This window comes from Vibrio ishigakensis (assembly GCF_024347675.1).
Classification (GTDB): domain Bacteria; phylum Pseudomonadota; class Gammaproteobacteria; order Enterobacterales; family Vibrionaceae; genus Vibrio; species Vibrio ishigakensis.
Genome location: NZ_AP024881.1, coordinates 1,171,644 through 1,184,488, shown reverse-complemented (window position 1 = coordinate 1,184,488; position 12,845 = coordinate 1,171,644). Strand labels below are relative to the sequence as shown.

Sequence of the window (12,845 nt, the reverse complement as noted above, 5' to 3'; positions counted from 1 at the left end):
CGACTTGATGTTGAACAAGCAATCGAATTGGCATTCGATTACCCCACAGTAGCGCTCCATAGTTTAACAACACAATAGACTATGGCAGTGTTGTCCCTTTCGGAAACAACCCCAGCAAGAGAGTTCGATACTCTTCTCTCACTTCGGCGATTAAGCCCTTTGGCTGACAATCAAACGGAATCACCCTTTCGTCAGTTACTCTTGCTTATCGCGCCTCTACCTCACCAGGGCATGAAAAATGCTATTTTATGCCGCTAGATGATCTAGGTGCGGTGCATTCTACTGATCGCATAGCGAAATGCAATAAAAATTCACTGTTGATTCAACAAGCGTACAAAACCTAACACATTACCTTTACTCGCCGTTTTTAGAGCAAATATTCTTTTACAGCCTTCAACACAAATCTCACTCTTTGTTACAGTACGAATGAACGAATTAAACAAAAATGATCAGTCCACTACCTCAAAAATAAATCGATAGCGTCAAAAGCATTTAATCATGGTTATACGAGATGGCATTTATCAATTCTATTAGTGGAAACTTTAATAAAAAATGGCATTCGAAAAAGTTCAAAATATTTGACGTTACATTTTCATAAAATATATTTACCCATCTGCAATTCTTCTTATATAATTACCTGTATCTTTTGGCACCCCTGTGCCTTATACTGCGCTCATATCTATGACGAATTAGAATTACGGGAATTTAAAATGTCTGAATTAACAAAAACTCTTCTTAATATTCGCAGCCTACGTGCATTTGGACGTGAGCTAACTCTAGAGCAACTAGAAGAAGCTCTAGATAAACTAACTATTGTTGTTGAAGAACGTCGTGAAGCAGAAGCTGAAGAACGTGCAGCTCGTGAAGAAAAAGAAGCGAAGCTTGCTGAATACGCAGCGCAAATTCGCGAGCAAGGTATTGATGTAGAAGACCTAATTGCAGCTCTTGCTGGCGAAGGTACAACTAAGTCAAATAAACCAAAACAAAAGCGTGCACCTCGCCCAGCTAAATACAAATATACTAACGAGCAAGGCGAAGAGAAAACTTGGACAGGTCAAGGTCGTACTCCTTCTGCAATCCAGAAGCAACTTGACGCTGGTTCTCAATTAGATGATTTCCTAATCTAATTAGAACGCTAGAAATAGAAAAGCTCCCAAAGGGAGCTTTTTTTATACCTGTCATATAAAGGGAGAATTAACGCTCCCAGTATGCCTCTTCTAGGCTATCTTCTCGTTCAGGTAGGCCTTTAGACAATCGCGGAGAGTGTTGAACCAACACCTCAAAACTTGCACGGTTGGCATATTTACACACTTGAGAGAATGATGAATAAGTCAAAAACTCATGATTGTGTTTGCTTGAATTCGGCACATTCGTTTTATGGAATCTATTTGCCGACAGATCATGTAGCAGTGCAGAAAGCGCAGCATCCCCTGCCCCATTAGTATTCTTAATTTTCTCAGGGCCACCCATATAAGGGGCAATATGAGAATAAACCTTGATTGGGTTTTCACACTTCGCCTTAATTGCAGGGCGACTGAATTCATAACGGTTAAATTCGGCAATCTCACCAGGAAGAAGTGGCAGTGAGGTTTCACGCTTCGCGCTTTCTTCGGTATAACCCGCCATGAATAGGCCTACTGGACCTGAGGTGCATAATACTAGGTCAGCCCAATCTAGCGCTTTATCAGCGGCCAACAAAGGATCTGAAAAACCCGTCAATGCTTCGGCTTCATCTTCGTTCATTGCAATCACAGAGATATGCTCAGAAATAAACTTCTGCCAGAACTCTGGATCATCTTGAATTACGAACTTAGTGCCTAGGGTTAATACCACAGGAACATCATACTTTTTTGCATACTCTATTGCTCTCATGGTTGCTTCGGGCATTGGCTCGTCTTCTTTACAACGAAGCAAATAAGAGGTTAATACCAAGGCAGCGGCATCTTTAAATACAGATTCAGGTACGCTATCAGCGCGTAATTGGTTCATCTGACCTTCACTGATTGCGAAAGTACGCTCACCATCTTCTGAGATAAGGGTAAAGCAGCGCCCAATAGCGCCATCTACACCTTGCAGGTGATTAAGATCCATACGGCTAGAGGTATTACATAAATAACGGAAGCCGTAACTACCGATCTTAATATCAGCACTCATTACACCTAATAGAATAGATTTATCGTCAGCCAATACCGAGTAGTTATGTAAGGTGTTACCTATAGTGCCACCGGCATATTCGTTAGAAATAAGCTGTTGGTCTTTTAGTTCATTGTATAAAGTCTCAGCGGTCTCATCATCGATTACCAAAGAGTGACCTTTACTCAGATTAAACTTGGCAATAAATTCGTCGCTGACCTTAGCTTCAATATCAACCAAGGTTTGGTCAATCCCGACCACATGAGTTTGCTTCGATGCACTTGGATGAGATTTAGAAACCAAAGGGTCTCGGCTGTTAACCGGAAAATAGTGTTTAGATTTACGTTGGCCGGGAAATTTCATGCAGATAATAAGGTTGAGATTAGAAGATCCCCTAATCTTAGACTCAGAGTTTTGTATGAGCAACACAGTGACCTTACGCAAACGGTTGGCTCTAACACCTTGTTACTTAACTGCACAGTAAATAAACAAAAACCGCAGCCTAGGCCGCGGTTTATATATTTAGCTAGCGTATTGATTAAGCCTTTGGCTTTTTACGCTTATCGGTGATTTCCCATTTTCCATCAATAAACAGACCTGTCCAACCAGAAGGCTTGCCGTCAATCTCACTGCGGATATAGTTCTCTTTGCTCTTACGGCTAAAGCGAACCACAGCTGGGCGACCATCAGGGTCGTGGGTCGGAGCATCTGCCAAGTAATGGAACTTAGGCGAGATACGCTCTTTAAATCGAGCTAGCTCTTCTACCAGTGGTGCACGCGTTTCACGTGATTTAGGGAAGTTGCTTGCTGCCATAAACAAACCAGATGCACCGTCACGCAATACAAAGTATGCATCCGACTGGGTACAAGGCAATTCAGGGAAATGAACTGGGTCTTCTTTTGGCGGCGCTACCTCACCGTTTTTCAGGATCTTACGGGTGTTCTTACAGTCCTCATTGGTACAGTCCATATACTTACCAAAGCGACCGTTCTTAAGCACCATGTCTGAACCACACTTGTCACACTCAACAACTGGGCCGTCATAGCCTTTCACCTTGTATTCACCGTGCTCAACCACATAACCATCACAGTTCGGGTTGTTACCACACACGTGGAGCTTACGCTTATCATCGATAAGATACGCATCCATCGCAGTTTCACACACTGGACAACGCTTTTTAGCACGCAGAGCTGCCGTTTCTGGATCTTCTTCCAGAACGTTGATGATGCCCTCTTCGTCACCAAGGTTGATGGTGGTCTTACAGCGCTCTTTCGGCGGCAGTGCATAACCAGAACAGCCAAGGAATACACCAGTTGACGCGGTGCGAATACCCATAGGGCGTGAACAGGTAGGACACTCAATATCGGTCAGAACGATATGGTTTTGCTCCATACCGCCATCATCGGCGTCAAGTTCTGCTTTCTCAAGATCGGTTGTGAAATCTTCGAAGAAGCTATCTAGAACGTTTGTCCAAGCTGCATCACCTTCAGCGATCTGGTCAAGCTTTTGCTCCATACGCGCGGTGAAGTCATAGTTCATCAGGTCTACGAAGCTCTTATCTAGGCGATCAGATACAATCTCACCCATCTTCTCAGCGTAGAAGCGACGCGAATCAACCTTCACATAACCACGGTCTTGGATAGTAGAGATGATAGACGCATAGGTCGAAGGGCGACCGATACCACGCTTCTCAAGCTCTTTAACCAGTGCAGCTTCGGTAAAGCGTGCTGGCGGCTTAGTAAAGTGCTGCTTTGGATCCAAGGCTTTAAGGTCTAGCTTGTCGCCAAGTTTTACCTCAGGCAGGATCTGATCTTCATTCTTACCCATAGGACGCTGAACGCGTGTCCAACCGTCAAACTTAAGGATACGGCCCTTAGCTTTCAGGGTGAACTCGTCAGCCTTAACACTGATGGTGGTTGAATCATATTGTGCTGGCGTCATCTGACAGGCAACAAACTGATTCCAGATAAGCGCATACAGCTTGTGTGCATCTGCATCAACACCGCTCAGGTCTTCTGACTTCACATCAACGCTAGATGGACGGATAGCTTCGTGCGCCTCTTGCGCGCCCTCTTTGCTTCCGTACACCAAAGGTTTAGCTGGAAGATATGCATCACCGAACTCACTGCCGATATAGCCACGTACAGCCTCTACAGCCTCTTTACTTAGGTTAGTGGAGTCAGTACGCATGTAAGTGATGTAACCTGCCTCATACAGGCGCTGAGCTAGCATCATGGTCTTCTTAACACCGTAACCCAGACGCGTACTTGCCGCCTGTTGCAGGGTTGAAGTGATATAAGGTGCCGACGGCTTGCTCTTAGTTGGGCGGTCTTCGCGCTTACACACTTCGTATTCTGCTTTTTCCAGAATCGACATTGCTGCTTTGGTTTCTGCTTCGTTCTGAGGCTTAAACGCTTCGCCACCGCGCTGCGCAACCATCAGACGGAAATCAGACGCCGCTTTAGTTACGGTGTCCGCATGAATATCCCAGTACTCTTCTGGAATGAACGCCTTGATCTCACGCTCACGCTCAACCACTAGCTTAACCGCTACCGACTGAACACGACCTGCGGATAGACCACGGGCAACCTTCTTCCAAAGAAGTGGAGACACCATAAAGCCCACCACGCGGTCCATAAAGCGACGCGCTTGCTGAGCATTAACACCATCCATGTTGAGTTCGCCTGGGCTCTCAAACGCCTGCTGGATAGCATTCTTGGTAATTTCGTTAAACACTACACGTTTGTATCGCTCTTCATCGCCACCGATGATCTCACGAAGGTGCCAAGCGATAGCCTCTCCCTCGCGGTCCAAATCGGTTGCTAGATAAACGTGGTCAGCGTTCTTTGCCAATTTTTGCAGTTCAGAAACCACCTTCTCTTTACCAGGCAGGATCTGATAGTTCGCTTCCCAACCATGATATGGGTCGATACCCATCTTCTTGATCAGTGATTTGCGATCTTTTTCTTTTTTAATACGCGCTTTTTCTTCGGCGCTCAGTCCCTTTGTGGATACAGGTTTGGCTTTTGCTCCACTGGACTGCCCAGCTGTCGGCAAATCACGTACGTGACCGACACTGGATTTTACGATGAAGTCTTTACCAAGGTATTTGTTGATGGTTTTTGCCTTGGCCGGTGACTCCACGATTACGAGAGACTTACCCATAACTGAACGTTTTGTCCTATTTAAAAGGCACGACAATTGCCGTGCTCTACAAAAAATCTTTTTTTACTATTGAGCGAGTTTTTTCCAAAATCAACCCATTTTTAGTGTTTTGTTTCTAATTGGGTGGGATTTAGGCAAGTTAATCTGCCATTAAAAACGGATGCTATTCGATATTTTTATGTCAACTTGACGTGAGTTTATGAGTTGGATCACACCCTAGGTGTGATATAGACTAAGCGAAAATCGTCACCCTAAAGGAATCGAATAAATTATGAGCGACAAAAAACCTATCTCAGAATTTGAGCTATTACTTATCGCCAACAACCTGATTCAAGAGCATGATGCCTATATAGAAGGCATGCGTGCTACTTCTGTAGAAGAAAAAGACGAAGTTCTGATCTTTAAAGGCGAATACTTCCTAGACGCTAACGGTCTGCCTACCCCAAACACCACTGCAGTATTTAATATGTTTAAGTATCTCGCGCACGTGCTATCTAAAGAGTTCACTATCAAATAAGCAGACTCGCCCAGATACCCTCTATTTGTCTGGGCCTTCCATTTCCAAGATTTAGAAACTGGAAACTTAAAATCAGCTAACCCCAAGCTGACATTCTCACATTAAACTGGTCCCCTATTCCAGTTTACGCATATTCGTAATTCAAATAACTGAGCGAATGTATTTGAATTCAATTCCCACAACGGAGAGCTTGGTGAAATCTATTACCAACAAAAAGCCATTATTCATCGCTTTAGGTCTTGCAACCCTTCTTGCCGGTTGCGGTGTTCAAGACAAAACAGAAACCCCAGATTTCAATAGCTACACAGATGTAAACCAGAAAAAAGAAGCCTTCTTTGACTATATTCGACCACACGTTGAGCATCAAAATCAGCTTATTTCAGAGCAACGCAAAGAACTATTAGATATCGCTAAAGACTTCAAAGGTGATGAGCTTACAGGCTCTGATCTTGATGATGTTTCTGATATCGCAAAACAGTATCGCTATGAGCCAAAACAGTTTGGTCCAAAAGAGCTAAAAGAGCTCCTATCTCGCGTAGATACCATTCCTGAAAATCTCGTGCTTATTCAAGCCGCTAACGAGAGTGGTTGGGGTACCTCGCGTTTTGCCCGAGAAGCGAACAACTTCTTTGGCGAGTGGTGCTTTAGCAAGGGTTGCGGCGTAGTGCCGAACCAGCGCGCGGCAGGTAAAACCCATGAGGTGGCTAAGTTCGATAACGTCGAAGGCTCAGTCGCCTCATACGTGAAAAACCTAAACACCAACACTGCGTATGCGCACTTTAGAGAGCTTCGCGCTGATTATCGCACCAAGCATCAAGAGCCGACGGCAGAGCAGCTGATCCATGGCCTTGATAATTACTCTGAGCGTGGCGATGAATACATCCGAGATATTCTGGCAATGCTAAGACACAACCAGAAATTTCTAAAACAGAGCTAGATGTTAAAAAGGGTTCCAATTGGAACCCTTTCTGTTTTTATTCGCTTACCAAACCTTGCAGTTTGTCGAAGTAATCTGGGAAGGTCTTCGAGGTACACTTAGGGTCGTTGATGGTAACCGGAGTATCGCTCAGTGCAACTAGCGAGAAACACATCGCCATACGGTGGTCATCATAGGTATCGATAGCCGCGTGCGTAAGCTGTGCTGGCGGGGTTACAATAATGTAATCCTCACCCTCTTCAACGGTTGCGCCTACTTTACGAAGTTCGGTCGCCATAGCCGCTAGACGATCAGTCTCTTTCACACGCCAGTTGTAGACGTTGCGAATCGCCGTAGTACCCTCTGCGAACAGCGCTGCAGTTGCAATGGTCATTGCCGCATCCGGGATATGGTTAAAGTCCATATCAACGGCCTTCAGCTCACCCTTGCGAGAAATGATGTAGTCATTGCCCCACTCGATCTCAGCGCCCATTTTCTCAAGAGCATCTGCAAACTGGATATCGCCTTGGATAGAGTCTTTACCAATACCCGTTACCTTGATCTCGCCGCCGCCAATAGCCGCAGCTGCTAGGAAATAAGATGCGGATGATGCGTCACCTTCAACAAGGAAATCGCCAGGTGCTGTATAGGTTTGGCCACCCTTCACAACAAAGCGCTGATAGTCTTGGTTTTCAACCTCAACACCGAACTGCTTCATGATATGCAAAGTAATATCGATATAAGGCTTAGATACTAGGTCACCCTCGATATTGATAACGATATCGCCCTCAGCAAGAGGTGCACTCATCAAAAACGCGGTTAGGAACTGGCTTGAGATAGAGCCATCGATAGACACCTCACCCGATTTAAGGCCTGTGCCCTTGATCAGCAGCGGTGGGAAACCATCGTTTTCCATATAAGTCACATCTGCGCCCGCTTCACGAAGGGCAGTCACTAGGTGACCGATTGGACGCTCTTTCATACGAGGCTCACCAGTCAACACAAACTCACCACGGCTAGCACACAGTGCAGCAGCAAGCGGACGCATTGCGGTGCCAGCGTTACCTAGAAATAGCTCAAGAGCAGAATCAACATTGAAAACACCACCTAGACCTTGTACTTCACACACGGTTTTATCAGCTGAAAGGGTGTATTCCACGCCCATCAATTTCAATGCGTTCAGCATGTGACGAATGTCGTCACTGTCTAGAAGGTTAGTAAGACGTGTTGTGCCCGAGGCAAGTGCCGCTAGTAGTAGCGCACGGTTAGAAACACTTTTTGAACCAGGAAGGTTTACTACGCCATTGACCTTGGCAATAGGTTGCAGAGTTAAGCTTTCCACTGACTTCATTTCCTTGAAAGCAAATTGGCACTTAGGCCGGATAATCAAACATAAAGTCAGACTATCTAAAATGCCCCAAGAAAAGAAGTCGTATTTAGAATAAATTGCGCGAAAACTCAGATTCGACGAAATCCAAGGGAGGTATATTTATCTCAGCCTGTGAATTAAAGGGCGATATCTACCCGAACACCTCGGTCAAAATAGAGGATACGTACCTCATCCCCGCGGCTGAAAAGCATATTAGGATCAACATCTTGGATGACATCTATCAAACGGCCATCGTCGGTTTTGATCAGGATCTCTACCAGCCTGTGCTCTACCGTATAGGTTTGATGTCCATAGTGTCTGGTTAGACCTGCACCGGCCACAGCACCGACCGCGGTCGCCACCTCTCGCCCCGTACCATCACCAAACTGATTACCAATCACACCACCAACTACCGCACCGAGCAGTGTGTGCCAACCCTTAGCCTCAGACTCCTTAATTTCTTGCTGAGTAATGTAGCGAACCGTGTCTACTTGACCGTAGACCACTTGGTTAACTGGCCTTGCCGTGTTTCTTTGATACGCGGCTTGTGCTAATAATGGGATCATTAGCAACAGCATTAATACTTTTCTCATTATTGCACCCCGATGACCTTCTATTTGCATCAGCTAGACGCTGACGACCTCACATTCCCTGATCCAAGTTTAGCATTGGAAGAACCCAACGGTCTTCTCGCCTTTGGCGGAGACTTGTCGGTAAATCGCTTGGTAAATGCCTACCAAAATGGCATCTTCCCTTGGTTTAGCGCAGGAGAGCCTATCCTATGGTGGAGTCCTGCCCCGCGCGCTGTGTTTGATCCTAAGACCTTTAAACCGGCAAAAAGTTTGGTGAAATTCCAGCGAAAACATAGATATAAGGTCTCAATCAATCAGGCCACAGAGAGAATTATTCGTCTATGCGCCAGTTCAAGACCCGAGTCTGAAACCTGGATTACCCAAGAGATGCAAGATGCCTACGTGGCACTGGCAAACCAAGGCCGTTGTCACTCCGTAGAAGTGTGGCAAGAAGATGAGCTCATTGGTGGCCTCTATGGGGTTGAAGTGGGGTCAGTGTTCTGTGGCGAGTCTATGGTGTCATTAAAAACCAACGCATCTAAGATAGCGCTGTGGTTTTTTTGCCTACACTTTATAAGACATCATGGCACCCTTATCGATTGCCAGATCATGAATCCGCATCTTGCATCGCTTGGTGCTATGGAGATAGAACGAACCGAGTTTCGCAAAGAGTTAGCCAAAGGAAAAAAGCAAACCTTGTCCAGAGAGTGTTATCAACCACAGTTTTTGAAAATCTAATATGCATCCAGAGATCCAACAAATTCGCGTCGGTTTTACTCAGAATCACCCATGCAGTTATCTGAAAGACCAACAAGAGCGTGTCGCCATAGCACTAGACCCAGAATTGCAAAATGCTCGTGGGTACGAACTTTTAATGGCCAACGGGTTTCGTCGCAGTGGAGACACCATCTATCGACCGCACTGTGAAAGCTGTAACAAGTGTGTCGCCATCCGCGTGGATGTTGAGCGATTTAAACCCTCCAAGAGTCAAAAGCGCTTATTAAATAAGGGCAAGGATCTGGTTTGGGAAGTAAAACGAGAAATCGACCAAGACTGGTTTGATATTTACTCTCGCTATATTACCGAAAGGCATCAAAACGGCAGCATGTATCCGCCCAATCACGATGACTTCGCCAAGTTTATCCAATCCACCCAGATCCCGACCTCTTACCTGCATGTGTATGAGCAAAGGCGTTTGATTTCTGTGGCGGTGACCGATCAGGTAGAAAATGCAAATAGCGCCTTCTACACCTTCTTCGATCCTGAACTACCCTTCTCTATGGGCACTCTATCGGTTCTGTATCAGATAGAATTTACTCGCCTTCAGGGCAAAAAGTGGCTCTATTTGGGCTATCAGATCGATGAATGTCCGGCAATGAACTACAAAGTCCGCTTTGATTCGCATCAAAGGCTAGTAAATCACCGGTGGCAAGGGTAGAATACCGCCCAATGTTTAAAAGGTTGCTGTTCGTGAGATTCCAACTCGCTCAATAGTGAAATCAGCACCTAATGAATTGTCCAATTTCAAAGAGGATTAAATGGCTAAAGAAGACGTAATTGAGATGCAAGGCACTGTCCTAGACACTCTACCAAACACTATGTTCCGCGTTGAACTAGAAAACGGTCACGTTGTGACTGCGCACATCTCTGGTAAGATGCGCAAAAACTACATCCGTATCCTAACGGGTGACAAAGTGACTGTAGAGATGACTCCATACGACCTAAGCAAAGGCCGCATCGTCTTCCGCGCTCGTTAATATTCTTAAAATCCAGGCTTGCTTGGATTTGCGATGAGCACAAAAAACGGAGCTTAATGCTCCGTTTTTTGCGTTTCTGCCTTCGAGAATTTAAAGACAAAAAAAGCGAGGCTCTTGCCCCGCTCTGTTTCTTAGTGATTAAGTGCTTCTTCTTCAGTGCCAAGATACTGGAATTTCAGCTCTTCACCCTCAAGATTCACCACAACCGAACCACCGTTGACTAGCGAGCCAAACAGTAATTCATTTGCCAATGGTTTCTTAAGGTTCTCTTGGATGACGCGAGACATTGGACGCGCGCCCATCGCCTTGTCATAGCCTTTAACGGCCAACCAGTGACGAGCATCCTCGCTTACCTCTAGAGACACACCACGTGAATCCAGCTGCGCCTGAAGCTCAACAATGAACTTATCCACTACCTGATGGATTACATGTTCATCTAGACTATTAAACCAGATGATGTTGTCTAGACGGTTTCTAAACTCTGGGGTAAATACCTTTTTAATTGCTGCCATCGCATCTGGTGCATGATCTTGCTGAATAAGACCTATAGATTGCTTCTCAGTCTCAACCACACCGGCGTTTGTGGTCATCACTAGGATAACATTACGGAAATCCGCTTTACGGCCGTTGTTGTCCGTTAGGGTGCCGTTATCCATTACCTGAAGTAGCAGGTTAAAGATATCTGGGTGAGCTTTCTCGATCTCATCCAACAGTACAACCGAATGAGGATGCTTGATTACCGCATCGGTCAACAGACCGCCTTGGTCATATCCTACATAACCTGGAGGCGCACCAATCAAACGTGAAATTGAGTGGCGTTCGCCATATTCAGACATATCAAATCGCAGAAGTTCAATACCCATTAGTTTAGATAGCTGAACCGTTACCTCTGTTTTACCCACACCTGTAGGACCTGCGAACAGGAATGAACCCACTGGTTTATTCTCCGCGCCAAGACCCGCGCGAGACAGCTTGATAGATTCACTCAACACATCGATAGCTTGGTCTTGACCGAACACCAGCAACTTCATCTTGCTATCCAGTTTTTGCAGGATATCTTTGTCTGAAGAAGAAACCGATTTTTCAGGGATACGCGCCATCTTAGCCACCATGGCCTCGATATCACCTACGCCCACAGTCTTCTTACGGCGACTGGTTGGAACTAAACGGCTTTTAGCACCCGCTTCATCGATAACGTCGATCGCTTTGTCTGGCAGATGACGCTCATTGATGTATTTGGCAGAAAGCTCTACCGCGGCGCGCAGCGCTTTGTTGGTGTAACGCACCTCGTGGTGCTGCTCATATTTAGATTTCAGACCCATCAAGATTTTAGTGGTGTCATCTAGAGAAGGCTCTACCACATCGATCTTTTGGAAACGGCGAGACAGTGCACGCTCTTTCTCGAAAATGGTGCTGTATTCTTGATAGGTCGTTGAGCCGATGCAACGCAGTTTACCGCTGCTAAGAAGTGGCTTGATCAGGTTAGCCGCATCGACTTGACCACCAGAGGCCGCACCCGCACCGATGATGGTGTGGATCTCATCGATAAATAGCACCGCATCTTCTTCTTTCTCTAGCTGCTTTAGGATGTTCTTAAAGCGCTTCTCGAAGTCACCACGATATTTAGTGCCCGCAAGAAGCGAACCGATATCTAGAGAGTAGATAACGCTGTTAGCGATAACCTCAGGTACGTCACCTTCAACGATACGCCATGCAAGACCCTCAGCGATTGCGGTTTTACCAACACCAGCCTCACCTACTAGAAGCGGGTTGTTCTTACGGCGACGGCACAGCACTTGGATGGTGCGCTCAAGCTCTTGGTCACGACCAATTAACGGGTCAATCTTGCCCGCGCGAGCAACCGCGTTCAGGTTGGTTGCAAAGTTTTCTAGCTTGTCTTCTTGATTAACCTCTTCTGCTGCTTCGGTATTACCAAATAGCTCAGAAGGCTCATCTTTTGGCGTCTTGGTGATGCCGTGAGAGATGTAGTTAACGATATCTAGGCGGCTTACATCGTTCTTCTTCAGAAGATACGCTGCATGAGATTCCTGTTCGCTGAAGATTGCCACTAGCACATTTGCGCCTGAGACTTCATTGCGACCAGAGGATTGTACGTGGAACACTGCGCGTTGCAGAACGCGCTGGAAACTGAGTGTTGGTTGAGTCTCGCGAGTGGTGTCATCCACCGCGATCAAGGGAGTGGTTTGTTCGATAAAGACATCTAGCTCTTGACGGATAACATCGAGGTTAGCGCCACAAGCCTTTAATGCGTCCTGCGCCGACTGATTGTCGAGTAGAGCCAAGAGTAAATGCTCGACTGTCATAAACTCATGGCGTTTATCGCGAGCTTGCGCGAACGCATTGTTCAAACTGGATTCAAGTTCTTTGTTTAGCATACAGGCCTCCCATAAACAT

The 12,845-nt window shown here is 45.9% G+C and carries 11 protein-coding genes and 1 riboswitch; of the genes, 6 read left to right on the top strand and 5 right to left on the bottom strand.

The genetic code is table 11. The features are described 5' to 3' along the window. Positions 1 to 41: 41 nt before the first annotated feature. Positions 42 to 227: riboswitch (Lysine riboswitch) on the bottom strand. A gap of 483 nt (positions 228 to 710) precedes the next feature. Further along, a complete protein-coding gene (locus tag Pcarn_RS05295; protein WP_261835346.1) occupies positions 711 to 1,127 on the top strand; it encodes an H-NS family histone-like protein in 417 nt (138 codons plus the stop codon). A 67-nt stretch (positions 1,128 to 1,194) separates the two neighbouring features. Here the strand turns inward: Pcarn_RS05295 and Pcarn_RS05290 are convergent, their stop codons facing one another. Beyond that, positions 1,195 to 2,496 carry an inosine/guanosine kinase gene (locus tag Pcarn_RS05290; RefSeq protein WP_261835345.1) on the bottom strand — a complete coding sequence of 434 codons (1,302 nt, stop codon included), beginning with the start codon at positions 2,494 to 2,496 and terminating at the stop codon, positions 1,195 to 1,197. A 175-nt stretch (positions 2,497 to 2,671) separates the two neighbouring features. Next, positions 2,672 to 5,299 (bottom strand): type I DNA topoisomerase, encoded by a 2,628-nt coding sequence (topA, locus tag Pcarn_RS05285; protein WP_261835344.1) that lies wholly within the window; start codon positions 5,297 to 5,299, stop codon positions 2,672 to 2,674. Positions 5,300 to 5,570: 271 nt separating this feature from the next. On the opposite strand from topA, the gene Pcarn_RS05280 reads away from it, so the two are divergent. Beyond that, on the top strand, positions 5,571 to 5,816 hold the full coding sequence (locus tag Pcarn_RS05280; RefSeq protein ID WP_261835343.1) for a YciN family protein: 246 nt from the start codon (positions 5,571 to 5,573) through the stop codon (positions 5,814 to 5,816). 193 nt (positions 5,817 to 6,009) lie between these two features. Beyond that, entirely contained in the window at positions 6,010 to 6,753 is a 744-nt protein-coding gene (locus Pcarn_RS05275; protein ID WP_261835342.1) for a glucosaminidase domain-containing protein, read from the top strand. A 37-nt stretch (positions 6,754 to 6,790) separates the two neighbouring features. Here Pcarn_RS05275 and aroA read toward each other — a convergent pair whose 3' ends face one another. After that, positions 6,791 to 8,074, bottom strand: a complete 1,284-nt coding sequence (gene aroA, locus Pcarn_RS05270; RefSeq protein WP_261835341.1) for a 3-phosphoshikimate 1-carboxyvinyltransferase — start codon at positions 8,072 to 8,074, stop codon at positions 6,791 to 6,793. A 164-nt stretch (positions 8,075 to 8,238) separates the two neighbouring features. After that, positions 8,239 to 8,694 carry an outer membrane lipoprotein gene (locus Pcarn_RS05265; RefSeq protein ID WP_261835340.1) on the bottom strand — a complete coding sequence of 152 codons (456 nt, stop codon included), beginning with the start codon at positions 8,692 to 8,694 and terminating at the stop codon, positions 8,239 to 8,241. Between the two features lie 12 nt (positions 8,695 to 8,706). Here Pcarn_RS05265 and aat point away from each other — a divergent pair, with 12 nt between their 5' ends. The 3 genes from aat (at position 8,707) to infA (ending at position 10,430) form a co-directional block, all read left to right on the top strand. Then, positions 8,707 to 9,411, top strand: a complete 705-nt coding sequence (gene aat, locus Pcarn_RS05260; protein ID WP_261835339.1) for a leucyl/phenylalanyl-tRNA--protein transferase — start codon at positions 8,707 to 8,709, stop codon at positions 9,409 to 9,411. A 1-nt stretch (position 9,412) separates the two neighbouring features. Next, entirely contained in the window at positions 9,413 to 10,111 is a 699-nt protein-coding gene (locus tag Pcarn_RS05255; RefSeq protein ID WP_261835338.1) for an arginyltransferase, read from the top strand. Positions 10,112 to 10,211: 100 nt separating this feature from the next. Beyond that, positions 10,212 to 10,430, top strand: coding sequence for a translation initiation factor IF-1 (gene infA / locus Pcarn_RS05250; RefSeq protein ID WP_001040192.1), 219 nt, complete (start codon positions 10,212 to 10,214; stop codon positions 10,428 to 10,430). Between the two features lie 131 nt (positions 10,431 to 10,561). Here the strand turns inward: infA and clpA are convergent, their stop codons facing one another. Continuing rightward, positions 10,562 to 12,826: an ATP-dependent Clp protease ATP-binding subunit ClpA gene (gene clpA / locus Pcarn_RS05245; protein ID WP_261835337.1), complete on the bottom strand. Its 2,265-nt coding sequence runs from the start codon at positions 12,824 to 12,826 to the stop codon at positions 10,562 to 10,564. Positions 12,827 to 12,845 lie beyond the last annotated feature (19 nt).